At 63.7% G+C, this 26,254-nt stretch carries 22 protein-coding genes and 1 pseudogene; 12 read left to right on the forward strand and 11 right to left on the reverse strand.

Annotated features, from left to right (window positions below; genetic code table 11):
* The first annotated feature begins 141 nt into the window (after window positions 1-141).
* The 4 genes from xylA to ABD742_RS23090 all read left to right on the forward strand — a co-directional run bounded on the left by xylA (window position 142) and on the right by ABD742_RS23090 (window position 4,356).
* A complete protein-coding gene (xylA, locus tag ABD742_RS23075) occupies window positions 142-1,332 on the forward strand; it encodes a xylose isomerase (protein ID WP_234751647.1) in 1,191 nt (396 codons plus the stop codon).
* A 19-nt stretch (window positions 1,333-1,351) separates the two neighbouring features.
* Window positions 1,352-2,854, forward strand: coding sequence for a xylulokinase (xylB, locus tag ABD742_RS23080; protein WP_234751885.1), 1,503 nt, complete (start codon window positions 1,352-1,354; stop codon window positions 2,852-2,854).
* The gene (locus tag ABD742_RS23085) at window positions 2,838-3,914 is read left to right on the forward strand and encodes a Gfo/Idh/MocA family protein (RefSeq protein WP_234751888.1); all 1,077 of its coding nucleotides are present in this window, start codon (window positions 2,838-2,840) and stop codon (window positions 3,912-3,914) included. Before xylB ends, ABD742_RS23085 begins: the two co-directional genes overlap by 17 nt.
* Before the next feature lie 118 nt (window positions 3,915-4,032).
* A complete protein-coding gene (locus tag ABD742_RS23090; RefSeq protein ID WP_234751648.1) occupies window positions 4,033-4,356 on the forward strand; it encodes an ROK family protein in 324 nt (107 codons plus the stop codon).
* Here ABD742_RS23090 and ABD742_RS23095 read toward each other — a convergent pair.
* The 7 genes and pseudogenes from ABD742_RS23095 to ABD742_RS23125 form a co-directional block, all read right to left on the reverse strand.
* Entirely contained in the window at window positions 4,338-5,459 is a 1,122-nt protein-coding gene (locus tag ABD742_RS23095; protein ID WP_234751649.1) for a Gfo/Idh/MocA family protein, read from the reverse strand. The genes ABD742_RS23090 and ABD742_RS23095 overlap by 19 nt on opposite strands.
* The gene (locus ABD742_RS23100) at window positions 5,444-6,142 is read right to left on the reverse strand and encodes a ThuA domain-containing protein (protein WP_234751650.1); all 699 of its coding nucleotides are present in this window, start codon (window positions 6,140-6,142) and stop codon (window positions 5,444-5,446) included. The genes ABD742_RS23095 and ABD742_RS23100 overlap by 16 nt, the downstream gene beginning before the upstream one ends.
* Before the next feature lie 41 nt (window positions 6,143-6,183).
* A pseudogene (locus ABD742_RS23105) lies at window positions 6,184-6,561 on the reverse strand (sugar phosphate isomerase/epimerase family protein); the annotation flags it as partial.
* A 78-nt stretch (window positions 6,562-6,639) separates the two neighbouring features.
* Entirely contained in the window at window positions 6,640-7,833 is a 1,194-nt protein-coding gene (locus ABD742_RS23110) for a Gfo/Idh/MocA family protein (RefSeq protein ID WP_234751651.1), read from the reverse strand.
* A 34-nt stretch (window positions 7,834-7,867) separates the two neighbouring features.
* The gene (locus tag ABD742_RS23115; protein WP_234751652.1) at window positions 7,868-8,791 is read right to left on the reverse strand and encodes a carbohydrate ABC transporter permease; all 924 of its coding nucleotides are present in this window, start codon (window positions 8,789-8,791) and stop codon (window positions 7,868-7,870) included.
* Entirely contained in the window at window positions 8,791-9,693 is a 903-nt protein-coding gene (locus tag ABD742_RS23120) for a carbohydrate ABC transporter permease (protein WP_234751653.1), read from the reverse strand. The genes ABD742_RS23115 and ABD742_RS23120 overlap by 1 nt, the downstream gene beginning before the upstream one ends.
* 3 nt (window positions 9,694-9,696) lie before the next feature.
* Window positions 9,697-11,016, reverse strand: a complete 1,320-nt coding sequence (locus ABD742_RS23125; RefSeq protein ID WP_234751654.1) for an extracellular solute-binding protein — start codon at window positions 11,014-11,016, stop codon at window positions 9,697-9,699.
* A 287-nt stretch (window positions 11,017-11,303) separates the two neighbouring features.
* Between ABD742_RS23125 and ABD742_RS23130 the strand changes: the two genes are divergently transcribed.
* The gene (locus ABD742_RS23130) at window positions 11,304-12,338 is read left to right on the forward strand and encodes a LacI family DNA-binding transcriptional regulator (protein ID WP_234751655.1); all 1,035 of its coding nucleotides are present in this window, start codon (window positions 11,304-11,306) and stop codon (window positions 12,336-12,338) included.
* A gap of 33 nt (window positions 12,339-12,371) precedes the next feature.
* On the opposite strand, the gene ABD742_RS23135 is transcribed toward ABD742_RS23130, so the two are convergent.
* Window positions 12,372-13,004, reverse strand: a complete 633-nt coding sequence (locus tag ABD742_RS23135; protein ID WP_234751656.1) for a hypothetical protein — start codon at window positions 13,002-13,004, stop codon at window positions 12,372-12,374.
* 291 nt (window positions 13,005-13,295) lie between these two features.
* Window positions 13,296-13,931 (reverse strand): hypothetical protein, encoded by a 636-nt coding sequence (locus ABD742_RS23140; RefSeq protein WP_234751657.1) that lies wholly within the window; start codon window positions 13,929-13,931, stop codon window positions 13,296-13,298.
* A 188-nt stretch (window positions 13,932-14,119) separates the two neighbouring features.
* Between ABD742_RS23140 and ABD742_RS23145 the strand changes: the two genes are divergently transcribed.
* Entirely contained in the window at window positions 14,120-14,356 is a 237-nt protein-coding gene (locus ABD742_RS23145; protein ID WP_234751658.1) for a hypothetical protein, read from the forward strand.
* A gap of 33 nt (window positions 14,357-14,389) precedes the next feature.
* Here the strand turns inward: ABD742_RS23145 and ABD742_RS23150 are convergent, their stop codons facing one another.
* The gene (locus ABD742_RS23150) at window positions 14,390-16,366 is read right to left on the reverse strand and encodes an APC family permease (protein WP_234751659.1); all 1,977 of its coding nucleotides are present in this window, start codon (window positions 16,364-16,366) and stop codon (window positions 14,390-14,392) included.
* A 388-nt stretch (window positions 16,367-16,754) separates the two neighbouring features.
* Here ABD742_RS23150 and ABD742_RS23155 point away from each other — a divergent pair, with 388 nt between their 5' ends.
* From ABD742_RS23155 to ABD742_RS23180, 6 genes are read left to right on the forward strand one after another with little or no spacing between them, the layout of a single operon-like run.
* Entirely contained in the window at window positions 16,755-16,835 is an 81-nt protein-coding gene (locus ABD742_RS23155) for a potassium-transporting ATPase subunit F (RefSeq protein ID WP_231497388.1), read from the forward strand.
* Between the two features lie 6 nt (window positions 16,836-16,841).
* On the forward strand, window positions 16,842-18,509 hold the full coding sequence (kdpA, locus tag ABD742_RS23160) for a potassium-transporting ATPase subunit KdpA (RefSeq protein WP_234751660.1): 1,668 nt from the start codon (window positions 16,842-16,844) through the stop codon (window positions 18,507-18,509).
* Complete coding sequence (gene kdpB, locus ABD742_RS23165) at window positions 18,506-20,644, forward strand: potassium-transporting ATPase subunit KdpB (RefSeq protein WP_234751661.1); 2,139 nt, start codon at window positions 18,506-18,508, stop codon at window positions 20,642-20,644. Before kdpA ends, kdpB begins: the two co-directional genes overlap by 4 nt.
* Window positions 20,645-20,653: 9 nt before the next feature.
* Window positions 20,654-21,265: a K(+)-transporting ATPase subunit C gene (kdpC, locus tag ABD742_RS23170; protein WP_234751662.1), complete on the forward strand. Its 612-nt coding sequence runs from the start codon at window positions 20,654-20,656 to the stop codon at window positions 21,263-21,265.
* A 54-nt stretch (window positions 21,266-21,319) separates the two neighbouring features.
* Window positions 21,320-23,962 (forward strand): DUF4118 domain-containing protein, encoded by a 2,643-nt coding sequence (locus ABD742_RS23175; protein WP_234751663.1) that lies wholly within the window; start codon window positions 21,320-21,322, stop codon window positions 23,960-23,962.
* The gene (locus ABD742_RS23180; protein ID WP_234751664.1) at window positions 23,959-24,636 is read left to right on the forward strand and encodes a response regulator; all 678 of its coding nucleotides are present in this window, start codon (window positions 23,959-23,961) and stop codon (window positions 24,634-24,636) included. The genes ABD742_RS23175 and ABD742_RS23180 overlap by 4 nt, the downstream gene beginning before the upstream one ends.
* A 339-nt stretch (window positions 24,637-24,975) precedes the next feature.
* Here ABD742_RS23180 and ABD742_RS23185 read toward each other — a convergent pair whose 3' ends face one another.
* Window positions 24,976-26,106: a glycosyltransferase 87 family protein gene (locus ABD742_RS23185; protein ID WP_308193862.1), complete on the reverse strand. Its 1,131-nt coding sequence runs from the start codon at window positions 26,104-26,106 to the stop codon at window positions 24,976-24,978.
* Window positions 26,107-26,254 lie beyond the last annotated feature (148 nt).

A 26,254-nucleotide genomic window follows, 5' to 3' on the forward strand; every position in this document is an offset into this window, starting at 1 on the left:
GATAGTCGCTGGGCCAGATCTTTTGCGAATTATTTGGTGTCTGGATGAAAGATCTTGTTAACTCCAAGTGGTTGACATCACAGAGATTCATAATATGTTGGATAGCGAAACAAACTCCACATCGACTACCCGGAGCACTCAATGACGATTCAGCCCACCCGTGAAGACAAGTTCTCGTTCGGCCTTTGGACCGTGGGATGGGAGGCGCAGGACCAGTTCGGTTCGGCCACCCGCCCGCCGCTGGACACCGTGGAAGCCATCAACCGGCTCAGCGATCTTGGCGCCTACGGCATCACTTTCCATGACAACGACCTGTTCCCCTTCGGTTGCTCGGCTGCCGATCGCCAGCGCGAAATCGACCGTCTGCAAGGGGCCCTCAAGGCCACGGGGATGATCGTTCCCATGGTCACCACCAACCTGTTCAGCCACCCCGTCTTCAAGGACGGCGGTTTCACGAGCAACGACCGCGGCGTCCGCCGCTTCGCCCTGCGCAAGGTGCTCGACAACATCGATCTCGCTGCTGAACTCGGCGCCGAAACCTTCGTCATGTGGGGCGGCCGTGAAGGCAGCGAATACGACGCCGCCAAGGACATCCGCGGCGCGCTGGAGCGCTATCGCGAGGCCGTGAACCTGCTGAGCGACTACGTCACGGACAAGGGCTACAACATCCGCTTCGCGATCGAACCGAAGCCGAACGAACCCCGTGGCGACATCCTGCTCCCCACCCTGGGCCATGCCCTGGCATTCATCGAAACCCTGGAGCGTCCGGAGCTCGTGGGCATCAACCCCGAGACCGGCCACGAGCAGATGGCAGGCCTGAACTTCACGCACGGCATCGCCCAGGCCCTGTACCAGGGAAAGCTCTTCCACATCGACCTCAACGGCCAGCGAAGCATCAAGTTCGATCAGGACCTGGTATTCGGCCACGGCGACCTGCAGAACGCCTTTTCCCTGGTGGACCTGCTCGAAAACGGCGGTCCCGACGGCGGCCCGGCCTACGACGGTCCGCGCCACTTCGACTACAAGCCCAGCCGCACCGAGGACATCGACGGCGTGTGGGACTCTGCGGCCGCGAACATGCAGACCTACCTGCTCCTCAAGGAGCGCGCCAAGGCATTCCGTGCCGACCCCGAGGTCCAGGAAGCTCTCCAAGCCTCACGCGTGGCTGTAATCAACGAGCCCACCCTGAACCCGGGCGAAGGGTACGAGCAGTTGCGTGCGGACAAGTCCGCCTATGAGGACTTCGACGCCGATGCCTACTTTGGCGGCAAGGGCTTCGGATTCGTGAAGCTCCAGCAGCTCTTCATCGAACACCTCCTCGGAGCGCGCTGATCCCGTGGCCGCTGCTTCCTTGAACCTGGTAGCCGGGGTTGATTCCTCTACTCAAAGCTGCAAAGTGGTGGTCCTCGACGCGGAAAACGGTGCACTGGTCCGTTCAGGCCGGGCAAGCCACCCGGACGGAACAGAAGTCCATCCGGACGAGTGGTGGCGGGCGCTTTCCGAAGCGTTCGACGACGCCGGCGGCCTCGCCGATGTCAGCGCACTGTCCGTGGCGGGCCAGCAACACGGGATGGTGCTGCTGGACCGCGACGGCAACGTGGTGCGGCCGGCCTTGCTGTGGAACGACACACGCTCGGCCGGCTCCGCGGAAGATCTCACCGCAGAAGTAGGGGCGGAGGACTTCGCCCGGCGGACCGGGCTGGTGCCAGTGGCTTCGTTCACGATCACGAAGATCCGCTGGATCAGGGACCACGAACCAGAAAGCATGGCCAGGGTGGCCGCCGTCGCGCTCCCTCACGACTGGCTCACGTGGCGTCTCCGCGGGTACGGCCCGGCGGGGTCCAGCCCGTTGGGGCCGGACCTGGACGAGCTGACCACTGACCGTTCGGATGCCAGCGGCACCGGCTACTGGAGCCCGTTGACCGGACGCTACGACCTGGACTTGTTCAAACTGGCGTTCGGCCAGGACGCACGGGAAGCCTCGGGCGGGATGGCGACGGCGGCGCCCGGCGTCGTCGTTCTTCCCCGAGTGCTGGGTCCGGGCGAAACCGCAGGCCGCGTGCACCCGGCGTGTTTCGGCGGCACCGGCGCAAGCAACGCTTCCGAGAACGGGATCCTGCTCGGTGTCGGGGCGGGCGACAACGCCGCAGCGGCGCTTGGGCTCGGAGCCAAACCCGGCGACGTCGTCGTGTCCGTGGGAACCAGCGGCACCGTGTTCGCCGTCGACTCTTCACCCGGACATGATGCGAGCGGGACCGTGGCGGGCTTCGCGGATGCGAGCGGGGTGTACTTGCCGATCGCCGTGACGCTGAACGCCGCCCGTGTGCTCAGTTCGGTTGCGGCAGTGCTCGACGTCGACTTTGACGAGCTGTCCCGGCTCGCCCTCGAGGCCGAGTCGGGCTCGGGAGGTGTGGTGCTGGTGCCGTATTTCGAGGGGGAACGGACTCCCAACCTGCCTCATGCGAAGGCTAGTTTCCACGGTCTCAGCATCGCCGCCACGACCCGGCCGAACATCGCACGGGCGGCCATCGAAGGCATGCTGTGCGGACTCGCTGGAGGCCTGGACGCGTTGCGTGACCAGGGTGTTCGTGCGGAGCGATTGCTGTTGATCGGCGGCGCAGTGCAGAATCCTGCCGTGCAACGGATTGCGGCCCAGGTGTTCGACCTGCCTGTGGTGGTTCCGAGTCCAGGCGAATACGTTGCCCGCGGGGCGGCCGTGCAGGCGGCGTGGGCGCTCGCCGGGTTCCGCCCGGACTGGCCCGTGGCCCTGGACGCCTCACCCGAGCCGGACTTCCGGGCTTCGATCGGCCAGAACTACCGGAAGGTAAGTGCTCGCGTTGATACCGGCAACTGAACCACTGCTCGTCAGGACACCGCTTGTTGATTCCCTGAACCAGGATCCGGTACCTGCATCGGGCGATCCCGTCCGGTGGGGAGTCATTTCCACCGGACGGATCGCCTCCACCGTCGTCAGCGACCTCGCGCTCCTGCCCGACGCCGTTCTGCAGTCCGTCAGTTCCCGGACCCAGGAAAACGCAGAGGCGTTTGCCGCCGAGCACGGCTTCCAGAGCGCCTACGGTGACGACGGCGGGCTTCCGGGTTACCAGCGTCTGCTCCGGGACCCCGCGGTGGACGTCGTCTATGTGGCAACGCCGCATACGAGCCACTACGTGGTGGCGAAGGCGGCACTCGAAGCTGGGAAGCATGTGTTGTGCGAGAAACCGTTGACCATCAATGCCCGTGAGGCGGCCGAATTGGTCCGGCTGGCGAAGGATAGAAGCCTCTTCCTGATGGAGGCAGTGTGGACCCGGTTCCTGCCCAGCGTGCAACGGGCGGCGGAAATCATCGCATCCGGCGAACTCGGCGAGATCCGGTGGGTGCAGGCTGACCTCGGATTTCCGGCGCCATACAATCCAGAATCCCGGCTGTGGAGGCGCGAAGACGGGGGAGGCGCCCTGATGGATGTGGGTGTCTATCCCCTGACGTGGGCGCTCTTTAGCCTTGAGGGTCCCCAGTCGATCACGGCTACGGCCCATCTCACCGATGGCGGAGTGGATTCCGAGACTGCACTGACGCTGTCCTATTCCTCCGGTGCACAAGTCCAGGCCATGACGTCGTTGACCGCGGCAACCCCGCAAACGGCCATCGTATGCGGCACGAAGGGCATGCTCCGCTGCAACGCACCGCTGTTCAATCCAAGCGAGCTGACCATTATCTCCAGCTCCGGCGAGCAGCGGCTGGAGAAATTCACCCCGGTCGGCCGTGGCTACACATACCAGTTGCGTGAAGTGATCCGCTGCCTGCAGCAGGGCCTTCTCGAGAGCCCCACGATGCCTTTGGCAGATACCTTGACCACCATGTCCCTGCTGGATACGGCGCGTGCCCAAGCGGGAATCAGGTACCCAACGGACTAGGGGCGGCAGGGCCTTGGCGGCGCAGGATCATCGCCAGCCCGCACGGCACGGTCCAAATGGCCCGCAACCGTGGATGCCTGAATGATGATGGAGATCACCTTGCCAAACAGGATCCCAGATGAACCAGTTGCTGAGCCGCGTTGCCGACTGCGATGAGCGGGCCGTGTCCGCGGTGGAACAGGCGGGGCACTACCTCGGAATCGCGGTTGCCTCGACGGCGCGGGTGGCGAACATTTCCGCCGTCGTGCTCGGGGGTCATTTCTCTGTACTTGAGCAATGGATCGCTCCCGCGCTGCGCCGGAGCTTGGACCACCACGCACCAGGACTAATTCCGGAAGGAAACCTGGCCTTCTCCGGACTGGGGCCGACCGGGGCCCTCAGGGGCGCCGCGGCAACCTCAGTCCGGAGAATATTGGGCCAGGCCTACGAACTGATTCCCTGAACCTCCGCAACCGGGACTGCCAACGCGGTCAGTTCCACGAGTTCCGGCCGTGCAACCGTGCTTTCGATCGACACCGCTGAGCCGCTGTGGGCAGATGCCAACACAGATTCCATGACCTCCAGCGCATGGAACGCCAATTGGCCGCCAGCACGTGGTTCGGCTCCGGCCGGGGTTGCGGCGAGATCGGCGATGCCGAAGCCCCGGCCCGAATCGATATAGCCGGCCGAGACCGGAAGGGTCTGCCAGGAGTCGGCGCCGAGCGTGAAAAGCTCAACGTCGCCGTCAAAGTGGTTCGGGTCAGGAACCACGAGGGACCCTGCCGCACCGTGGATCTCGATGTTGGCCGACTTGGTTTTCACCGCATCAAAGCTCATCACAAGGGTGGACAGGGCGCCGGAGGCATGGACCAGGACCCCCGTCACGTGCGAATCGATGGTCACCGGAATCACCTCGCCCTCGCGCGGGCCCGAACCGATGATGCGCGCGTTCCGTGTGTGGCTTGCGGCTCCGATGACCGAGACCACCGGACCCAGCAGCGTGACGAGTGCACTCACGTAATAGGGGCCCATGTCCAGCAGCGGTCCGCCGCCGGGTTGGTAGTAGAAATCCGGGTTGGGGTGCCAGCGCTCGTGTCCCGGCGTCACCATGGTTGCCGTGGCCGAGATCGGCGCACCGATCAGGCCGTCGTCGATCGCTTTGCGGGCGGTCTGGATCCCGGTGCCGAGCACCGTATCCGGCGCGCAGCCGACAAGGACGCCGGCCTCCCGCGCCGCGTCGAGCACTTGCCGTGCCTCGGCGGTCGTCGCTGCGAGCGGCTTTTCCCCATACACACTCTTGCCGGCGGCGATCGCCTTCAAAGCGACCGGCGCATGCGCGGCCGGGATGGTGAGGTTAAGGACGAGCTCGACGTCGTCAGCCGCCAGGAGCTCGTCGACGGTCACCGCGCGGACGCCGTCGTAGGAGTCTGCCACCGCTTGCGCGCGTGCGGGATCGAGATCGGCCACGGCCACCAAGTCGATGGCCTCCAGCCGGCGGAAGTTTGTGAGGTACTGGGCGATGATGGCGCCGCAGCCAATGATTCCTACTCTTAACGGCTTGCCCAAAGCATGCCCCTTTCGATGATCGTGCGGACGTTGCTGTCCTGGAGGATTTCCACCCGGTGTCCGGGGGTGCAGACGAAGATCCGGCCTTCGGCCCACTGCCGCGTCCAGATGGCGGGTGAGGTGACTTCCCGGTTCCATTGGTCCCATTCGCGGACCTGCTGGGTGGTGGTGGCGAGGACGTCGATGTAGTCGTCCGAGAGGACCCAGTACTGCTCGGTGACCAATTCAAAGTCGCTGATCCCCTGCGTGATGGGATGGCTGGCGGCAGCCGGGAGCATGTTCACCGTGTACGGCACGTAGTTGTCCGACTGCTCGCCGATGCGTTCGTCCGGATGTTTGCCGGGATGGCAGGCGAACTGGCCGCCGATCATGTGCAGGTAGTCCGAGTTGTTCCGGTACGAATCGGCGATCCCGCCGTGCCAGCCGGCTAGACCCGTGCCGTTTTCGACCGCGGCACGGAGTCCCTCGAATTCGTCCTTCTCGATGGTGGACATCGTCATGCATTGCACGATCAAGTCCACGCCCGCCATATATGCCGAATCGGCATATACCTTGGGGGATTCCTCCACACGGACGTCATAGCCGTTGTCCTTGAGGAAGGGGATAAATAGTTCTGTGGCCTCGAATGGCTGATGGCCATCCCAGCCGCCACGGACCACGAGGGAGGTCTTCTTGTTAGTCATGGTTTCCTTTGCTTAGAAATACGGCCGGATAAAACGAATGGTCAGCGGCTTGAGAATGCTGCGTCGAATGCGGCGGCCGGCGGGGCGATAGCGGCGAGTTCCCGGACCATGGCCAAGGATTGCGGCGCTCCCGCGAGTCGGTCCATGCCGGCGTCTTCCCACTCGACGCTGGTTGGCCCCTCGTAGCCGATGGCATTGAGGGTCCGGAAGATCGGCTCCCACTTCACGTCCCCATGGCCTGCGGTGACGAAGTCCCAGCCACGGCGCGGATCCGCCCATGGCAAATGGGATCCGAGCCGGCCATTGCGGCCATTGAGCTGGCGGATAGATTCCTTGACGTGCATATGGAAGATCTTCGGCGCGAAATCCTGGAGGAACATCAGCGGATCCAGGTCCTGCCAGATGAAGTGGGATGGATCGAGGGCGACCTCTTCGAAGGGCAGATCGGCCCACTGGCCGGTGAATAGTGTGATGGGCCTTTTCATCGGGGTTCCCTCCTAGACTTTCTGCCAGCGGCTGGATTCTGCGGCGCTGCCTTCCACGGCGGCAAGGACCTTTTGCACTTGCAAGGCGTCCGCGAACGACGGCGAGGGCTGCTCGCCTGCGCCGATCGCCGTTACGAGGTCCACCACTTGGTGCGTGAAACCGTGTTCGTATCCGAGGCCATGTCCGGTAGGCCACCAGTTGCCTGCGTAGGGGTGTTCGGGTTCGGTGACGAAGATCCGGCGGAATCCGGCGTCGGGGGATTCCGCGGCGTCGTAGAAGGACAAGACGTTCATCTCTTCGAAGTCGAACGCGAGGGATGCCTTGGTGCCATTGACCTCGAGGCGCATGGCGTTCTTCCGTCCCAACGCGAAACGCGTCGCTTCGAAAACCCCGACGGCGCCCGCGGAAGTAGCGCCGCCGTCGAACCTTGCGGTGAAAATGGCGGCGTCATCGACGGTGACCGTGCCGCGTGGCGCATCCGCGCCGACGTCGCCATGGCCGCCGAGTCCCACGAGGTCACCGGTCAACGGCCGCTCGTGGACGAAAGTTTCCAGGAGCGCGGAAACGCCCGTGATCTGCTGCCCGGTGACCCACTGCGCGGCGTCGATGCTGTGCGCTCCGATGTCGCCCAAGGAACCGGACCCGGACTTGGACTTGTCCAGCCGCCAGGTCATGGGCGCGGTTTCGTCGCTGAGCCAATCCTGCAGGTACTGCGCCCGCACGTGCCGGATGTTTCCCAGCCGGCCGTCGTCGACCATCCGCTTGGCGAGGGCCAACGCGGGGGTGCGGCGGTAGCTGAAGCCGCACATCGAGAACACTCCGCGTTGCGCTGCGGCCTGGGCGGCTTCGGTCATGCGCTCCGCTTCCGCGACCGAATTGGCCAGGGGTTTTTCGCAGAGCACGTGCTTGCCGGCTTCGAGGGCTGCGATCGCGATCTCGGCGTGCGTGTTGCCCGGGGTGCAGATGTCGATGAGGTCGATGTCGTCTCGTTCGAGGAGCCGGCGCCAGTCAGTTTCCACCGATCCCCAGCCGAGCTTGCCCGCGACGGCCCGGACGCCGTCATCGTTCCGGCCGCAAAGCGCGGTGAGCTGGGGGTCCAACGGGAGATCGAAGAACCGCGGCGCTGTCCGCCAGGCGTGGGAGTGGGCGGCACCCATGAATGCGTAGCCGACCATGCCGACGCGCAAGGGCTTTGCGGTGGTCATTGTGTTCCTTTCGTGAATTTCAAGAGAGCGATGGCTATTTGCTGAATCCGGCAGTCAACCCGCTGAGCAGTTGGCGGCGGGCCATCACATAGATGACCAGGAGCGGCAAGGTGGCGAGCACCACGGAAGCCAGCACGGCGGGGATGTTCACGCTGAATTCGCCTTGGAAGGTCCACAAGGACAGCGGAAGCACGCGGGTGGACGGGCTCTGGGTCAGGATCAGCGGGAAGAGGAAGCCGTTCCAGACGCCGAGCGCGTTGTAGATGCCTACGGTCACGACGGCGGGCCGCGTCATGGGCAGCGCGAGTCGCCACATCATGGCCCAGTCCGAGCAGCCGTCGAGTCGCATGGACTCGAACAGCTCGTTGGGGACATCGCGCATGAAGTTGCTCAGGATGAGGACGGAAATGGGAATGGCGAACGCGATGGAGGGGAGGATCAGCGCCAACAAGGTGTCATAGAGATGGGCTTTGGTGATCATCCAATAGATGGGGATGATCGTGGCGTGCAAGGGGATCGCCAGGCCCAGGAGGAACGTGTTGTTCGTCCACGTCAGGAAGCGGCCCTTGCCCCGAACGATCGCGTAGGCGGCCATGAACGAGACGAAGAGTGCCGGTACAACGCTGCCCACTGTGACGATCAGGCTGTTGGCGAAGTACATGGCGAAGTCGTTGTCCAGGACCAACTTGTAGTTGTCCAACGTCGGCTCGGTGGGCGGCATCATCGGGTTCGAGGTGAAGAACCCGGCTTGGTTCTTCAGGCTGGTCACCACCACGTAGTAGATAGGAACGATGATGATCGCCAGCCAAAGCCAGCCGCCCAGGCCACCGAGGTAGTTGGGACGGAAGCGTCCTGGCCCCTTGGTCCGTTTTGCTCGGGGGCCATGCTTGTGGCCTTGCTTGTTGCTTAGCGCGGTGCGCCTTGCCGGCGGTGCGGGAATCTGGGTTGTGGAAGCCATCAGGCACCTTCCAATTGGCTTGCGTTGCGGTTCTTGCCACCGAGTCTTTGCAGGAGGAGGGCCAGGGCAAGGCCGATCACCACGAGGATGACGCCCAGGGCGCTCGCCGCTCCCATGTCGTTGGCCTTGAAGCCGGTCAGGTACATGTGCAGCGGTAGCAGCCGCGTGGAGTAGCCGGGGCCTCCGCCGGTGAGGACGAAGACGAGATCGAAGTAGGCCAGTGAGCCGACCACCATGAGGGTGGAGGACGTGATGATGGTGTACTTCAACTGGGGCAAGGTGATGGCGAAGAACTGCTGGACGCGCCCGGCGCCATCGATTTGGGCCGCTTCATACAGCGACGCCGGGATCTGGCGTACGCCGCCTTGGTAGATGAGCGTGTGGAACGGGACAAACTGCCAGGCGATGACGAAGACGACGACGAACAGCACCAGATCCGAGTTGCCGAGCCAGTCCTGGGCCAGGAATGGAAGGCCCAAGCCCGGGCCAAGGCCGAAGTTCGGGTCCAAGAGGGCCTTGTAGGCGATGGCGACGGCCGCGGAGGACAGCAGCAGCGGCACGAAGTAGAGGACGGCGAGGGCAGCGCGGTATTTCTGGGATGCGGACGTGAAGACCCCGAGGAGCAAGCTGAGGGGAGCCTGGACGATGAACGAGAAGAACATGATCTTGGCGGTGACCCACAACGCATTGCCGGTGACGGGATCAGTGAGGACCGTGGTCCAGCTCGACAAGCCGTCCAGCTTGATTTCGCCCAGCCCGTCCCATTTGGTGAAGCTGAGGAAGAGCACGCCGAAGAGCGGGATGATGGCGAAGAGGAGGAAGAAGACGAGGGCTGGTGCGGCCAGCCACCCCGACGGGCCCTTTTCAAGGACCCGCCGGGAAGAACCGGTTGAGGTAGACACTGGTTACTTTCCGATCGTGGCGTTCATGGTTGAGACGAACTGATCGGGGCTGATCTTCTTCAGGAAGATCTGGTCCAGGTTCGCCAACATGGCGTCTCCCTGGGCAGGGCTGAGGGCCTGGTCCCACGAGAGGGTGAAGCTGGGTGCGTTCTTGGCCATGCCGTACACGTAGCTCAGGAAGTCCTTGTCCGGCGATGCGGCCAGCTTGCTTTCGATGCCCGTGGTCACGGGAACGGCTCCGGAATCGATCAATGCCTGCGTGTCGGCGTCGGTGAACATTCCGCTCTTGACGTAGTCGAGCGCTGCCTTCTTCTGGCTGTCAGTTGCCTTCGAAGAGATCGACCAGAAGTTGGAGGGGTTGCCCACGACGTTGGCCGGATCGCCCTTGCCGCCGGAAACGGCGGGGAAAGTGACGTAGCCAAGCTTGCCGTTCTTGACGAAGTCCGCGGCGTCCTTCTTCATGCTCTGGTAGATCCAGCCACCCTGCAGGATCATCGCGGCCTTGCCGGTGTAGAGGAGGGCCTGGTCCGCGTTACTGTCGGCGGCGATGGAGGAGAAGCCATTGGCGAATCCGCCGGCGTCCACCAGGTTCTGGATCTTGCTCAGGGCTTCCTTGACCGCGGGATCGGACCAGGCGCCGGGCTTGTTGGCGGCGATGTTCGCGAAGACGTCGGGTCCGCCGATGCGCTCCACCAGGTATTCAAGCCACATCAGGTCTGGCCACTTGGACTGGCCACCCAGGGAGAAGGGAGCGATGCCTGCTGCCTTGAACTTCGGTACCAGGGCCATCAGTTCATCCCAGGTCTTCGGAGCCTGGGCGCCGATCTTATCGAAGACTTCCTTGTTGTAGTACAGGACGACGGGCTGCACGTTGTTGTTGGGCAGGGCATACGTCTTGCCGTCGATCACGCCGTTCTTGAGCACGGACGGCAGGTAGCGGTTCTTGACATCGGGGTTTGACGCTACGAAGTCCGAAAGGTCGGCCACTTGGCCGGCGTCGACATAGGATTTCAGGACGCCGCCGCCCCAACCGTAAACGAAGGTGGGTCCTTGCCCGGCGCCGACGGCGGTGCGCACCTTGGTCTTGTACGCGTCGTTCGCGAAGAAGTCGAGCTTGACGGCCTCGTCCGGGTGGGCTTTGTTCCATGCGTCGATGGACTTCTGGAGTACGGGCTGGTTACCGCCCGTAAGGCCCCACATGGTGGCCGAATCGGCGTTTCCTGCCGAACTTGCCGGTCCACTTGATCCGCAAGCTGCGAGGGAGATCGATACGGCCGCAGCAGTGACGGCGATCGCTGCTGAACGCAACGCGAGTTTTACCATTTGCAATTCCATTCGTCCTCCGGGCTCGACGCTGATTGCCCGGCTATTGGTTTCGGGAGTCCGGCCTTCGGGGAGCGAGGCTGCACTGCCGCTGAATATGCTTGAGCCGAATCTTCGAAATATTTCGATAAACTTTTCGGTCCGTTAGGCAAATTTAGCTGTGGCGTGGGTCACCGTCAAGGCGATTTGGACATAAAGTTCAACTCTTTTACGAAATAGAGATTGACTCTGTCTGCCTTGCCGCCCAGACTTGTGACAACGAAATATTTCGAAAGAGTTGAGGATCCATGGCTAGCAATGAACGTCCCGCCAAGGTGACATTGGCTGCCATTGCCCGGGAGGCGGGAGTCTCGATGCCGACAGTCTCGAAGGTCGTCAATGGGCGCGAGGACGTTGCCGCCGGCACGCGTGCCAAAGTTCTTACCGCGCTGGAGCGGACGGGATATAAGTCCCCGCTTCAGCGAAAGAACGTCGCCGACCGCCGGCCCGTGGTGGAGGTTGTGCTCGACACCTTGAACTCGGCGTATGGGGTGGAAGTGCTCAATGGCGTGCTGGAGCACGCGGCCGCCTCCGACGTCGAAGTACTGCTCAACATCACCGGCCAGCAATCGGCGTCGACGCTGAGCCCCGAGCAGAGGGCGCAGCGAATCGTCGACGAAGGCCGCAGTGGCATGATCGTGGTGACCTCGGCGTTCAGTTCGGCCCAGTTGGATCCATTTCGACGGCGGCAGATACCTATCGTTGTCATCGACCCGCTCAACCCCCCGCCGGGTGACGTGGTCAGCGTCGGCGCCAGCAATTGGGCCGGGGGCAAGGCCGCCACGGCCCACCTGCTGGATCTAGGGCACCGCAGGATTGCCTACCTGGGCGGGCCGGAAGCGGCCGAGTGCAACCAGGCCCGGCTGCACGGCTACATGGCCGCGCTGATGGCGAAAGGGGTGCCCGTCGAGGAGCGCTACATCCTGTCGGGACCCTTCCGCTCCGAGAATGGTGTGGCGGGAATGAAAACCCTGCTTCAACTCGAAGAGCGCCCAACGGCAATCTTCGCCGCAAGCGACAGCATCGCCTTGGGCGTGCTCGCCGAGGCGCGTCGGCAAAAGATCCGCATCCCGGAGGACATCAGCGTGGTGGGATTCGACGGGACCTACCAAGCGGAGGAATCGGTCCCGCCACTGACGTCCGTATCCCAGCCGCTGCAGGAGATGGGCCGCGCCGCCCTGCGATTTGTCCTGCGCCAAATGCGGGGTGACGCGGTGGACTCTCGGCGGGTGGAACTCGCTACGCACCTCGTAGTCCGCGAATCCACGGCGCCGCTGGCGTAGGCGCACTGGATCGGCGTGGACGTTGCGAGGGGGTCAGTGGTGTGTGCCGCTCCGCTTGAATCTTCCAGGAACCTCGACGTAGTAGACAGACCCCGCGGCAGGAAAGAAGAAGCGGTGCCCTGCGTGTCGGATTGGCTGGTAGTCGTGGCCGAAGGGGTCATGCACCGTGACTCGTTCGAGGTGATCCACGCGGGTGAGGAGGTTATTGACTTCCTGGAGCGTCGCCGGGTGGGTTACTTCGCCGTCCACCTCCAAGACCCACGGTGCGTCCGTGGTCCTGCCGGCATGTTCGAGGTAGAGCATTTCAAATAGTCCAGCAAGGAGGGCTTCCAGCGTTGTCGGGTAGAACCGCTGCAGGGGATGGGTCTGCATGTTCCTATGCTGGTTGTTCGTCCATGCTTGGCGGAGCCAGTTGAATTCCACCGTTCCCAATGAGGGGCCTAGACGCAGGTGCCTATCCTTATCCATGGTCAGGCGGTAGTTGTTTCCGGCTCGGTCAAGAATGCATGCCGCTTCGTCAACGTATTCCAAGTCTTTGAGCATGGCGGCCTCGGACGGATAGTACGAGAAGTCACCGCCCTCATCGACCACCACATAGTCGTTTGGACGCGTGCCCGGAACCGTAGTGTCGGGTGCCGTTCCGTTGGTAAAGCCAATGCGCTTCATGATTACGTCAGCTCCTGCGGAGGACCAGTCCACAGCCCGGGTGGCCGTGAATTCTTCCCTCGATCAGATCACCGAAAGGACCCGCCACCGGCGGTCTTTATGGTTTCCATATGCGGCAGGGCTGAGATTTAGCACTCTCTTAACAGCTGGACGCTTTCGGCGAGGACTCCTTGACGTACAGACAAGGCACCGGGGGTTCTGCGTCAGGCGATGGCGGAATTGACCCGCAGCGGCTGTAGCGTCGAAGCCCTCAAAGTGGCGCCGGCCATTATCGCGAGTGGGGCCTCAGCGTTACGCGCCCGAGTGCTGGAGCTCTCGCCCGCGAGGGGTGATCTCGACGTAGTAGATCGAGCCCGCACCTGGGGCGAGGTGCCGGTGGGTCTGGTGGCGGACTGGCCGGTATTCATGGCCGGAGGGGTCCCGCACCGTGGCCTTTTCAAGGTGATCCAGCCCCGCGAGGAGCGCATCGACGTCATTCAGCGTGGCCGGGTGCGTTTCTTCTCCACCTAGATTCAGCACCCACGGTGTCCCGTTGGCATTCCGGGCGCGTTCGAGGGCAAGGGTTTCGAACAGTTCGGCCACGAGGGCCTCGCGGGTTGCCGGGAAGAAGCGTTGCAAACGATGCGCCTGCAGATTCCGGTGCCGGTTGTTCATCCATGCCTGGCGGAGCCAGCTGAATTCCACCGGCCCGAACGATCGGCCAAGGCAGAGGTTCCTGTCCTTATCCAAGGTGAGGCGGCACTCATTGCCTTCCCGGTCAAGGACGCAGGCCGCCTCGTCCACGTACTCAAGGTCTTCCAGCATCGCCGCCTCGGACGGGTAGTAGATGAACTCTCCGATGTCATCGACTACAACGTAATCTTTTGGACGCGCGCCCGGGACCGTGGCATTGGATGCCGTTCCCTTGATCAGGGCAATCCGCTTCATGGTGAATTCATCTCCTGCGGAGGACCCGTCCACGGCCCCGTTGGCCGTGAATTCCTCCCTTTCATCACATCACCAAACGAGGCGTCCTCCCGGGTCTTAATGGGTTCCATATGCCGGCAGTCACAGATTTAGCACTCTCTTAACGGGCAGGGCTCGAGCATTGGCGGCGGGCATGGCAGACTTCGGCCATGAGTATCGAGCACTGGTGGCCGAAGCTGAAGCGGTCCACCCAAAAATGGCTGATCGAGAACAACGGCGACGCGGTGTCCTCCGATGTGGTCGCCGAGATCACCCAAGTTGGAGGCGTCATTACTTCCGATGCGTGGTGGGTTGGTGAGAGTGGGCCTTCGGGGCTCTACCTCTCGGACGAGGCAGTCGACTGGATCGAGGCGGTAGCGAACGGCGAGGTGCCCGAGCGGCCCTGACAACACCGCCGTGAGGTCACCTCGCCGCCGTGGTTAGCCAACGTGGACCCACGGGCGCCGGCTGACGTCGGGTTCGGCTTCACGCAGGACTTCCCTGGTGACCGGGGCGATCTCTCCTTCGCCGAGGAACAGGAAGCGAAGGAGATTGATGACCGGGTTGCCTTCGGTCCAGCGGAAGTAGATGTGCGGCATGAGGCCGGTCACGTCGCGGATGTGCAGCAGCACTGAGGCGATGGTGTTGGGGACCACGGGGCCGTGGACTTCGAGGATCTGGTGTCCGTGCCGAACCACGCCACGGACTTCGAGTGCCGTTTCGAAGTCGGAGGAATCGTCCACGATCACTTCCAGGAAGAGCGCCTGGTAATCCACCGGAATGTGGCTGACCTCGATGGCTGAGGTGAGTTTGTCCCGGTAGGCCTCCGCGGTGAGGCGGAGAGGTTCGTGGGCGATGAGCGCGATCGGGCCGCTCAGGTTGGTGGACATGAATTCCAGTGCCTGGCGGTCCAGATGGACGTGGGTGGCGTGCAGTTCAAAGGAGCGCCGGATCCTGGAAAGCAGGGAGATTACAATGATCCCCACGATAAAGATCGCGGCGATCCGGATGCCTTCCGGACGTTCGAAGATGTTGGCAATGGTGGTGTAAATAAACACTATGGCGATGATGCCGAATCCGACCGTGCGCTTGCGCTGCCTCAAGCGGCGCGCGGAGAGGGTCACCGCCACGGCTGCCGATGTCATCAGCACCAACACGCCGGTCGCGTACGCGCCACCCTGGGCGTCGACGTCGGCATTGAAAAGGAACGTGATCAGGAACCCGATGAGGGTGAACACCAACACCAGTGGGCGTACCGCCCGGGCCCATCCCGGTGCCATTCCATATCGCGGCAGGTACCGCGGGACCAGGTTCAGCAGCCCGGCCATGGCGGAGGCGCCTGCGAACCACAGAATGGCGATGGTGCTGAGGTCGTAGACAGTGCCGAACCCCACGCCGAGATATTGGTGCGCCAGGAATGCCAGGGCGCGTCCATCGGCCTGGCCGCCGGGCTGGAATTCCTTCTCCGGAATTAGCACCACGGTGGTGAAACTGGTAGCGATCAGGAATGAACTCATGATGACTGCTGCCGTGGTCAGGAGGCGGCGGGTTCCCTTGATCCGTCCGGCAGGGTTTTCCTCGGTGTCCGAAGCGCGTCCGCGGATCTGGGGCATCACTGCGACTCCGGTCTCGAATCCGGACAGGCCCAGGGCGAGTTTGGGAAAAACGAGCAGGGCGATGCCGACCACCATGAGCGGGTTTCCGTGCGACGTCGACAGGGCATGCCACCAGTCGCCTACTGCGACCGGATGGGCGAACACCTCGACAAAGGTTGAGAGGACGACCACGACGTTGAGGCTCAGATAGACGATGACGAGGACCACGGCCACGCCGATGGCTTCCTTGAATCCACGCAGGAATACGGCGGCCAGCAGGGCGAGCAGGAACAAAGTAACCAGGATGTTCTGTCCCTGCAGCCAGCCCGGGGCGAGCGGATTCTGGATCGCGTGGGCCGTGGCATCCGCGGCCGAGAGGGTCATGGTGATCATGAAGTCCGTTGCGGCGAACCCGAGGAGAACGAGGACGAGGATCTTCCCTCCCCAGCGTGGCAAGAGGCGCTCAAGCATGGCAATGGATCCCTCGCCGCGGTGGCTTTCCCCGGCGACGCGGTGGTACACGGGCAGGGCGCCCAGCAGCGTGACGGCCACCAGGACGATGGTGGCCAAGGGGGAGATCACTCCCGCAGCCAAGGCTGCGATGGCCGGCTGGTAGCCGAGGGTGGAGAAATAGTCGACGCCGGTGAGGCACATGACCTGCCACCACGAATGCTTCTTCAGATGGGGATCGCCCACCGCGCCGGGGCCTTGGTGCGATCCTTTGGAGTCCTGCAGTCCGAACAACAGCCATGTCCGCAAGGAGGCCATACCGCCGGGCCGTGGCGCCGAAGGATCAGCCGGGGGCCTGCTCAAGGTAGTCATGGTGTCCTTTCCGCGCGACGCGCAGGCACCGCGATCATTGCTGAACATAGCACCGACTACAGATGTTTTCGCTGGTTGAATCCGATCTTGATGAATCCTTAACGTCGACTTCCCGGAATCCACCCCCCACCCGTTAAGAAGCCGTCAAGATTCGGCCCTGGGGTGTTAAGGAACCATCAGGAACCGATTTTCGCCGCCTGCCAAGGAGTTGACTGGCAGCAGCCCCGCAAACGGGGCGCGGATGAAAGGACGTTCCAGTGGCCGACGTGGCTGTTGTGGGGATCTTTGTGGTGTCCATGGGGATCGTGATGTGGATTGCCCACCTTCTGGGCAAAATTGTCGACGGCGATGATGGGCCGGTGAACGGGCAGTGAGCGCGGACGCCGTGATGTGGTTGGTCCTGTTCATCGCAGGGCTGTGTCTGTTCGGCTACCTGTTGGCCGTGTTGATCCACCCGGAAAAGTGGTGATGACGGATGGTTTTCAGTATTGCCTCCTTCGTCACCCAGGTGGCCGTTCTGCTTTTGTTGCTGATCTTGGTGCACAAGCCGTTGGGCGTCTACCTTGCCCGCGTGTTTGAGGGCAAGAAATCGACCCGTGTGGAGCGGTTGTTCTACCGGCTATCCGGGGTGGACCCAAACACCGAGCAGAGATGGTCCATCTACCTGCGCAGCGTGCTGGTCTTCTCCGCCGTGTCCATCCTGGTGGTGTTCCTGCTCCAGCGGCTCCAAGGCGTGCTGCCCGGAAGCAATTCATTGCCTGGCGTAGATCCGTGGACGGCCATGAACACGGCCATTTCCTTCGCGACGAACACCAACTGGCAGGTGTACACCCCTGAGACCACCATGGGCATCTTCGCGCAGATGTGTCTGCTTGCCGTGCAGAACTTCCTGTCAGCCGCGGTTGGAATCGTGGTGGTGGTCGCCCTGATCCGCGGCATCGCCAGAACCCGGACGGACAAGCTAGGGAACTTCTGGGTCGATCTGGCCCGCACCTCCTTCCGCGTGCTGCTCCCGATGGCTGTCCTCGCGGCCATCGTGATGGTGATCGGCGGTGTGGTGCAGAATTTCTGGTCCACCGACGTCGTCAACCAGGCGACGGGCGTGACCCAGACGATCCCCGGTGGCCCGGTGGCCTCCCAGGAAGCCATCAAGATCCTGGGAACCAACGGCGGCGGCTATTTCAATGCCAACTCGGCGCACCCGTTCGAGAACCCGAACGTCTTCATCAGCATGTTCGAAGTCTTCCTGATCCTGCTCATCCCCTTTGCTTTGCCGTACGCCTATGGGCGCATGGTGGGGGACCAGCGGCAGGGCTACACGGTAGCCGGGGTCATGGGCACGCTCTGGTTGGGCTCCACGGCCCTGATGGGCTGGGCCGTTGCCGGCGCACAGGGGACGGCGACCGCTGCTGCCGGAGGTTTGGGGGAAGGCTTCGAGCAGCGCTTCGGCGCGGCCCAAAGCGCCATCTTTGCCACGGCCACCACCTTGACGTCTACCGGTGCGGTCAACGTCGCCCACGATTCCCTGCCGCCGTTGGCGGGCGGAGTCGCCATGGTGAACATGATGCTCGGCGAAGTGGCCCCCGGCGGCACGGGATCCGGGCTCTATGGCCTGCTCATCCTCGCGATCGTCTCCGTGTTCATTGCCGGGCTGATGGTGGGCCGCACCCCGGAATTCCTGGGCAAGAAGATCGGACCCCGGGAAATGAAGCTCGCGGCCATGTATATCCTCGTGACACCTACCGTGGTTCTGGCCCTGGCCGGGGTCACCGTCCTTCTTCCGGACGCCGTGGCCAATGCACCTGCCTCCGGACCGCACCAGTTCAGTGAAGTGCTCTATGCCTTCACCTCCGGCGCGAACAACAACGGCTCGGCGTTCGGCGGGATCACCACCTCCGGACCGTACCTGTCGGTGATGATGAGCCTCGCCATGCTGCTGGGCCGCTATCTGCCCATCGTGCTGGTGCTTGCCTTGGCTGGTTCCCTGGCGAAACAACCCAAGATCCCGGCGTCATCCGGGACGGTTCCGACCCACGGTTGGCTCTTCGGTTCTCTCTTGCTCGGCGTCACGGTGATCATGACCGCGTTGAGCTACTTCCCGGCCCTTTCCCTGGGCCCCCTCGCAGAAGGACTCCTCAAATGACCCGGTCCAACACGGCATTAGCCTCGGACACCGCCGCCCAGACATACGCCGACGGCAATCCCCTGGGTACACCGGGGGAGCACAAGCACCACACCAAGGCGCCGGCCAAGCTGGACCTTGCCAGCCTCCGGTCTGCCTTGCCGGTTGCGGTGCGGAAGCTCGCGCCGCGCCAGATGATTCATTCTCCGGTGATGTTCACCGTGCTGGTCGGCGCGGCTCTTTGCACGGCCATCTGTATCTTCAAGCCGGCCGTGTTCGGCATCTCGGTGACCGTCTGGCTTTGGCTGACGGTGCTCTTCGGTACCTTGTCGGAGGCCATCGCCGAGGGACGGGGCAAGGCCCAGGCAGACAGCCTCCGGGCCAGCCGGAAAGGCGTTGTTGCCAGGCGTCGGCTCGAGGACGGCACCCTCAAAGAGGTACCGGGAACGGAACTGCGGAAGAACGACGTCGTCATCTGCGAAGCCGGGGACGTTATCCCCTCCGACGGCGAAATCATCGAGGGCCTGGCGAGCGTGGACGAATCCACCATCACAGGTGAATCGGCGCCCGTCATCCGCGAATCCGGCGGCGACCGTTCCTCGGTGACCGGAGGAACCAAGGTGCTCTCGGACCGGATCGCCGTCCGGATCACGGCCGAGGCAGGCGAGACGTTCATCGACCGGATGATCAAGCTCGTGGAAGGCGCCGTCCGGCAAAAGACGCCCAACGAAATCGCACTCCACGTCCTCCTGGTCTCCCTGACCATCGTGTTCCTGGCAGTCACCATGAGCCTGGCCCCGTTCGCTTCCCTGGCGGGCGCAACCCCGTCGCCGATTGTCCTCGTGGCGCTCCTGGTCTGCCTGATCCCCACGACTATCGGGGCGCTCGTGCCCGCCATCGGCATCGCAGGCATGGACCGCCTGGTGCAACACAATGTCCTGGCCACTTCCGGCCGCGCGGTCGAAACCGCAGGAGACATCACCACGCTGCTGCTCGACAAGACCGGCACCATCACCTACGGCAATCGGCGCGCGGTCAACTTCTTCCCCGCCAACGACGTCGACCGCACGGAACTCATCGAAGCGGCCCGGCTCTCCAGCTTGGCCGACGAGACCCCGGAAGGACGCTCGATCGTGGATCTCGCCGCAGAAAAGGGTGTCGGCGGCCCAGACCTGGCTGCTCTCCTGAAGGGCTCGGAAGACTTCGCCGTTGTCGAGTTCAGCGCCAGCACCCGCATGAGCGGCCTGGACCTCGACGGGACTAAGATCCGCAAGGGGGCCGCAGCCGCGGTCGCCAAGTTCGTCGCGGATGCCGGCGGCCACACGCCTGCCGAGGTGGACTTGAAGGTGCAGGAAATCTCGGCCCAGGGCGGCACCCCGCTGTTGGTGGCCGGCGTCGGGAACGACGGCGGAGCCCGGGTCCTGGGCACCATCCACCTGGCCGATGTGGTCAAGCCGGGCATGCACGCCCGCTTCGCCGAACTGCGCCGGATGGGCATCCGGACTGTGATGATCACGGGGGACAACCCCATCACGGCCAAGGCGATTGCCGCCGAAGCCGGGGTGGATCACTTCGTTGCCGAAGCCACCCCGGAAGACAAGATGGCCGTCATCAAGGAAGAACAGGCCGAAGGGCGGCTGGTGGCCATGACCGGCGACGGCACCAACGATGCCCCGGCCCTGGCAGCGGCGGATGTCGGCGTCGCCATGAACTCCGGTACGCCGGCGGCCAAGGAAGCCGCCAACATGGTGGACCTGGACTCTGATCCCACCAAGCTCATCAACATCGTGGGCATCGGCAAACAGCTGCTCATCACCCGCGGCGCCCTGACCACGTTCTCGGTGGCGAACGACGTCGCGAAGTACTTCGCGATCGTTCCGGCGCTGTTCACAGCCGCGTTTCCGGGGCTCGGCCTCTTGAACATCATGGGCTTGTCCACGCCGTCCTCGGCCATCCTGTCCGCGGTGATCTTCAACGCCCTGATCATCATCGCACTGGTTCCGCTCGCCTTGCGCGGCGTCAAATACCGTGCAGTCTCGGCAAACCAGGCGCTGGCCAGGAACCTCGCGATCTACGGCCTGGGCGGTCTCATAGCTCCCTTCATCGGGATCAAACTCATCGACCTGCTCATTTCCCTCATCCCCGGCATCGGCTAGGAGCCCACCATGAACACCCTTCCCGGCTATCTTCGGCAAGCAGGAACGGCGCTGCGGTTCCTGCTCCTGGCCACCGTTGTCCTTGGATTGATCTACCCGCTGGCGATTTTCGGGGTCGGCCAGGCTGTTGCGCCGTTCCAGGCCAATGGTTCCATCGTGAAAGACTCGGCCGGAAAGCCCGCCGCTTCCGCCCTGATCGCGCAAGTCTCTGCCAACGACGCTGGCAACCAGAACCCGTTGTGGTTCCACGCCCGCCCCTCGGCTGCCAAGTGGGACCCGGGGGCGTCAACCGCCAGCAACCTGGGACCCAACGATTCCAAACTGCTCGACGCCGTCAAAGCCAACCGTGCCGCCGTCGCCGCCGCAGAGGGGGTCAAGGAGTCCGACGTCCCCGCCGACGCCGTGACGGCGAGCGGTTCCGGGCTGGACCCGCAGATCTCGGTGGCTTACGCCCGGCTCCAGGTGCCCAGGGTGGCCAAGGCTCACGGGCTGAGTCCCGAAACGGTGCAGGCCATGGTGGACCGCCGCACAGTCACGGGACTTGAGGCCTTCCTGGGGCAGCCGTCCGTGAACGTCACGGAGCTGAACCTGGACGTGGCCGCAGCGGCGCCGGCTAAGTGAGCGTTGCCGGGCCCGCGGGCAACTGCCGCGTTCAACAAGTGAAAGAATGACCACATGGCACGGGCAACGCTGCGCATTTTCCTCGGGGCAGCCCCGGGGGTAGGGAAGACCTACGCCATGCTTGAAGAGGCCCACCGGTTGAGCGGACGCGGTGAAGACGTGGTGGTGGCTTTCGCCATGGACCATGGGCGCAGCGATACCCGTGCCTTGTTGGACGGCTTGGAAGTCATTCCACCGCACACCATCGCGTATCGGGACACCAGCTTTGAAGAGATGGACGTCGACGCGGTCCTGGCACGCAAGCCGAGCACCGCCGTCGTCGATGAATACGCCCACTCGAATATCCCCGGAAGCCGCAACGCCAAGCGCTGGCAAGACGTCGAGGAACTGCTCGACGCCGGCATCAACGTCCTCTCTACGGTCAACGTGCAGCATCTGGCATCCCTCGGTGACGTCGTGAGCGCAATCACCGACGTCCGGCAGGCGGAGACTGTGCCCGACGACGTCGTGCGGCGTGCCGATCAAATCCACCTTGTTGACATCTCGCCGGAGCTGTTGCGGCAACGGCTGGGCGACGGCAAGATCTATTCGGCGGACAAGATCGACGCCGCGCTGTCCAACTATTTCCGGATGGGCAACCTGACGGCATTGCGGGAACTGGCACTGCTGTGGCTGGCTGACCGCGTGGACGAAGGGCTCGCGAAGTACCGTTCGGAACAGGGGATCGAGGCGAGCTGGCCCGCCCGGGAACGGATCGTCATCGGCCTCACCGGCGGGCCCGAAGGAGAAGTCCTCGTCCGCCGCGCAGCACGGATCCTCAAGCGCGTCAACGGCGGCGACTTGCTCGCCGTGCACGTCCGCGCGGCCGATGGAGTGGCCGCGGAATCTCCGCAAGCGTTGGAGGCCCAGCGCCTGTTGGTCCGGGATTTGGGCGGCAGCTACCATACGGTGGCGGGGGAGGATCCGGCCAAGGCTTTGCTTGACTTTGCCCGCAGCGTGAACGCGACGCAGATCGTCGTCGGGATTTCGCGGCGCCGGTCCCTGGTGGGGAGGCTGACCGGCCAGGGGATCGGCAACCGGGTGGTGCGTGACTCCGGCGATATTGACGTGCACATGGTTTCGCATCCTCTGGGTGGCCGGGGTGTCGACCGTCCGCGGCAGCGGGACCTTGGCCGCACCAGGGTGATCGTCGGGTTTGCAATGGCGGTGGTCCTTCCGGTTCTGTTGCAGCTCCTGCTGGCCGCGAGCCCTTCGCACAGCATTGCGACGGCGGTGCTCCTCCAGCTCACGGGCTCGGTTGCCGTTGCCCTGGTCGGCGGGTTGTGGCCCGCCCTGCTTGGTGCCCTGTGGAGCAGCCTGTTGGTGAACTTCTTCTCCATACCGCCCGTGGGAACCCTGACCATCAGCGACCCCGAGAACATCCTTGCCTTGCTGGTCTTCGTGGGCGTTTCAGCCGCAGTGGCCGCCGTCGTGGACGTCTCGGCCAGACGCTCCAAGGAAGCCGCCCGGGCCCGTGCCGAGGCCACCACCCTGGGTGATCTCACGCGTGGGGCATCGAGCGCCGAGGACACCGTCGAAGAACTCTTGAAGCAAGCGCTGGACGTATTCCAGATGCGCGGGGCGGCACTCTACAGAGCCGCGGGTTCCACTGGCGGGGCGGCCGGCGGCTGGCGCCTCGTCGCGAAGGCCGGAGAGGCCGCACCACTCCCTCCCGACGGCGGCGAAAACACCGAACAGATCGACGCCGGAACCCGGCTGGTCCTGTCCGGCCGCATCCTGCCAGCCAGCGACCGCCGGTTGCTCGGCGCCTTCGGGGCACACCTTTCGGCCCAGCTCGAGCGGCGACAACTGGCAGCGAGCCGACGGGAGGTCATGCGCTTGGCCGAGAGCAACACCATGCGCACTTCCATCCTGCGCGCCGTCTCCCACGACCTGCGGACTCCGTTGGCCGGGATCAAATTGGCCGTGGGCGGCTTGCGGCAAAGCAACGTCCATTACACACCCGAGGAGGAACAGGAGCTGCTGGCAACCATCGAGGAATGTTCGGACAGGCTGGACGTCCTCGTGGGAAATCTCCTGGACATGTCCCGCATAACCTCGGATTCGGTGAACGCCCTCATTCGCCCGTTGCGCTGGTACGAAGTGATCCCGACCGCCCTGCATGGCATACCGCCGGGACGGGTGCGCGTCGACCTGCCCGGAAACATGCCGGAGATCGACGCCGACGCCGGGATGCTGGAACGCGTCATTGCAAACATCGTGGAGAACGCCATTAAGTACGCACCGGATTCCGATGTTGTACTGGTGGGAGCCGCGGGTGGCTTCAGTTCGTCCACCCTGGACGGTAGGCCGTCCGGGGAGCTGCGCATCATCGACCACGGCCAAGGAGTCCCCGCCGAAAACGTGGTCAGGATGTTCCAGCCGTTCCAGCGGCTCAACGACGTCCCTTCCTCCACCGGGGTTGGTTTGGGGCTCGCCGTGGCCAAGGGATTCACGGAAGCGATGGGAGGCACCCTCACCGCCGAGGAGACTCCAGGTGGCGGCCTGACCATGGTCATTCGGCTTCCGCTGTCCACAGGGGTCGCGTTCCCGAACGAGGAGGCGCAAGCTCCCATGGAAGCGCAATCGGTTCTTTTGGAGCGCCGCCATGTGCCGCCGTCGTGCAGCTCAGATAGTGCATCCGGGGAGGCAAGATGAGCAACGTCCTGGTGGTGGACGACGATCCCCATATCGTCAAGGCGCTGCGGATCACGCTCCAAGCCCACGGTTACACCGTAGCCACCGCGTCCGACGGCGAATCGGCCTTGCGCTCTGCCGCCCAACATCCGGTGGGCGTCTTGATCCTCGACCTCGGGCTGCCGGACATCGACGGAACCACGGTCATCACCCGCTTGCGTGAATGGAGCAGTGTGCCCATCCTGGTCCTCTCCGCACGGCACGGCTCCGACGACAAAGTTGAAGCCCTGGACGCCGGCGCAGACGACTACATCACCAAGCCCTTCGGGCTCGATGAGCTGCTGGCGCGTCTCCGGGCGATCCTGCGGCGCACCGCGGATCCGGGCGAAGAAGCGCCCGTGCTGGTCACGGAATCGTTCACTGCGGACCTTGCCATGAGACGCGTGACGCGCGACGGCGAGGACGTTCGGCTGACACCGACGGAGTGGAGGATCCTGGATCTCTTCGTGCGCAATCCCGAGAAGCTGATCACCCAGCAGCAGCTCCTCAGCGAGGTCTGGGGCCCGGCCTACGCCAAGGAAGCCAATTACTTGCGCGTGTACATGGCGCAGCTCCGGCGGAAACTCGAACCGGAGCCAGGGAACCCGCGCCACTTGATCACCGAGGTGGGGATCGGGTACCGGTTCATGCCGTGAGGCGGGCCGCGGCGCCGGCGAACTCCACAGTCCCTCCGGCAGTATCGCTCGCCCGGCGTGCCGGCAAGACCGAGGACATCATACTCATGCGCAACCTCGCCTACGCGCGCTGAGCACAACCGGACAGGAATCTGTGGACCTCATCCGGGCTGTCCAACCTCGCGGATGGTGTCTTCAAGACTGCGCTGCCGCTGCAGGCCGTTCAAGTCACGCAGTCGCCAACGCTGGTTGCCGGCCTGACGGTCGCAGCGACAGTTCCCTGGCTGCTCTTCGCCCTGCCCGGGTGCGCCGCAGGGCAATCAGTCAGCAGCGGGCGGCTGGGAGCGAGAACGGAAGTCCTCAGGTCCTGGCGGGGATACCTTCCACAGGACGATGGTCAAGGATTGCTGCCGCGGGAGGCGATGGACGGCTTCTTAACGCGAGGAACAAGCCAATCGTTGAGACTGAAATGAGCAGCAGAGACTCCCGAAGGAGTATGCCCAAGGGTGCGAGCAGGGTCGGGCCGTTCTGCAGCATGTGCTCGCCCAGATCCGTTCCATGGATCAGCAGAACGAGCGCGGCAGCTGCTACGAATACGCGAGTGGGCTTCCGGCCCAGGAACCAAAGCACGACGAGAGCCGGGATCAGATATACCCAGTGGTGCAACCAACTCACAGGTGAGACAAGGCTGGCAGTCATTCCAACGGCCAGAACTGCCGCCAGCATTTGTCCCGCACGGAAGATCTTCGCGCCCGCGAACAGGCCGAGAACGGCCACAACGATGACGATCACCTTGGACGGTGAGACTGCCCAATGCCCGATCGCTGCGGCCGCCCCCTGTATGGAGTTGTTACCCGCGCTGGCAAACTGGGTGCCGAGATCAACCTTTGAGCTGAGCTGCCACACGTCTGAGAACCAGTAGGTGACCGACATGGTGGGAAACAGGATCCCGCCGATAATGACCGTCCCGGCGAAACCCGCAACCGCCGAGACCGCCATACGCCATTGTCTTGTTATCAAGAGATATGGAATGAAGATGGCCGGGGTCAGCTTGATACCGGCCGCGATCCCGATCAACACCCCTTTCGGAACGAACCGGGACCACCGTCCATTCGTGTGACGAACGAAATCCGCGAGACAGAGTCCGGCGAGGAACAAATTGATCTGACCCCACACCAAGTGCTGCGCAACGATCGTGGTACAGCAGCCCAGAAGAAGAAGCGTGAGCCATATCGTCCGTCGCCGGGGCAAGGACCGCGGCAGGCAAACACCAATGATGAACGCCAAGGTTGCCACGCAGCCGGTGGTCCACAGCACGAAGGACGTCTGGGCAGGAAGCAAGCTCGTGACGGATAAGAGCGCGGCTGAGAACGGCGTGTAGACGAAAGGCAGGCCCTCGGAGGGCAGAAGTTCCCCAAAAAGGTTGCGGGCATAAACGTCTTCCCCCGGCCAAGATGCCACCGAGGCGTACCGATAAACCAGGAAATCCACCGGAGGGTAGACGCCGAGGCCAAGCAGATACAGGGCCCTTCGCAGATGAGCGTGGTTAGGGCCGTCTGCCGCCGAGGGCAGGAGCGTGTCCTGATGCCGCTGCGGCGTGGTGCGGGAGGAGAGAGGTCAGGGCCTCTTTGAATTGGTA

Origin of the sequence: Arthrobacter ramosus (genome assembly GCF_039535095.1) — a bacterium.
GTDB lineage: Bacteria > Actinomycetota > Actinomycetes > Actinomycetales > Micrococcaceae > Arthrobacter > Arthrobacter ramosus.

What these genes read in the sequence shown, in the direction of transcription:
- ABD742_RS23180 (WP_234751664.1), top strand. Translation starts at nt 23,959, where the DNA reads ATGAGCAACGTCCTGGTGGTGGACGACGATCCCCATATCGTCAAGGCG.
- ABD742_RS23100 (WP_234751650.1), bottom strand. Translation starts at nt 6,142, where the DNA reads ATGACTAACAAGAAGACCTCCCTCGTGGTCCGTGGCGGCTGGGATGGC.
- kdpA (WP_234751660.1), top strand. Translation starts at nt 16,842, where the DNA reads ATGGTTTTCAGTATTGCCTCCTTCGTCACCCAGGTGGCCGTTCTGCTT.
- ABD742_RS23175 (WP_234751663.1), top strand. Translation starts at nt 21,320, where the DNA reads ATGGCACGGGCAACGCTGCGCATTTTCCTCGGGGCAGCCCCGGGGGTA.
- ABD742_RS23110 (WP_234751651.1), bottom strand. Translation starts at nt 7,833, where the DNA reads ATGACCACCGCAAAGCCCTTGCGCGTCGGCATGGTCGGCTACGCATTC.
- kdpC (WP_234751662.1), top strand. Translation starts at nt 20,654, where the DNA reads ATGAACACCCTTCCCGGCTATCTTCGGCAAGCAGGAACGGCGCTGCGG.
- ABD742_RS23130 (WP_234751655.1), top strand. Translation starts at nt 11,304, where the DNA reads ATGGCTAGCAATGAACGTCCCGCCAAGGTGACATTGGCTGCCATTGCC.
- ABD742_RS23135 (WP_234751656.1), bottom strand. Translation starts at nt 13,004, where the DNA reads ATGAAGCGCATTGGCTTTACCAACGGAACGGCACCCGACACTACGGTT.
- ABD742_RS23115 (WP_234751652.1), bottom strand. Translation starts at nt 8,791, where the DNA reads ATGGCTTCCACAACCCAGATTCCCGCACCGCCGGCAAGGCGCACCGCG.
- xylA (WP_234751647.1), top strand. Translation starts at nt 142, where the DNA reads ATGACGATTCAGCCCACCCGTGAAGACAAGTTCTCGTTCGGCCTTTGG.
- ABD742_RS23140 (WP_234751657.1), bottom strand. Translation starts at nt 13,931, where the DNA reads ATGAAGCGGATTGCCCTGATCAAGGGAACGGCATCCAATGCCACGGTC.
- ABD742_RS23145 (WP_234751658.1), top strand. Translation starts at nt 14,120, where the DNA reads ATGAGTATCGAGCACTGGTGGCCGAAGCTGAAGCGGTCCACCCAAAAA.
- ABD742_RS23155 (WP_231497388.1), top strand. Translation starts at nt 16,755, where the DNA reads ATGTGGTTGGTCCTGTTCATCGCAGGGCTGTGTCTGTTCGGCTACCTG.
- ABD742_RS23090 (WP_234751648.1), top strand. Translation starts at nt 4,033, where the DNA reads ATGAACCAGTTGCTGAGCCGCGTTGCCGACTGCGATGAGCGGGCCGTG.
- kdpB (WP_234751661.1), top strand. Translation starts at nt 18,506, where the DNA reads ATGACCCGGTCCAACACGGCATTAGCCTCGGACACCGCCGCCCAGACA.
- ABD742_RS23150 (WP_234751659.1), bottom strand. Translation starts at nt 16,366, where the DNA reads ATGACTACCTTGAGCAGGCCCCCGGCTGATCCTTCGGCGCCACGGCCC.
- ABD742_RS23125 (WP_234751654.1), bottom strand. Translation starts at nt 11,016, where the DNA reads ATGGTAAAACTCGCGTTGCGTTCAGCAGCGATCGCCGTCACTGCTGCG.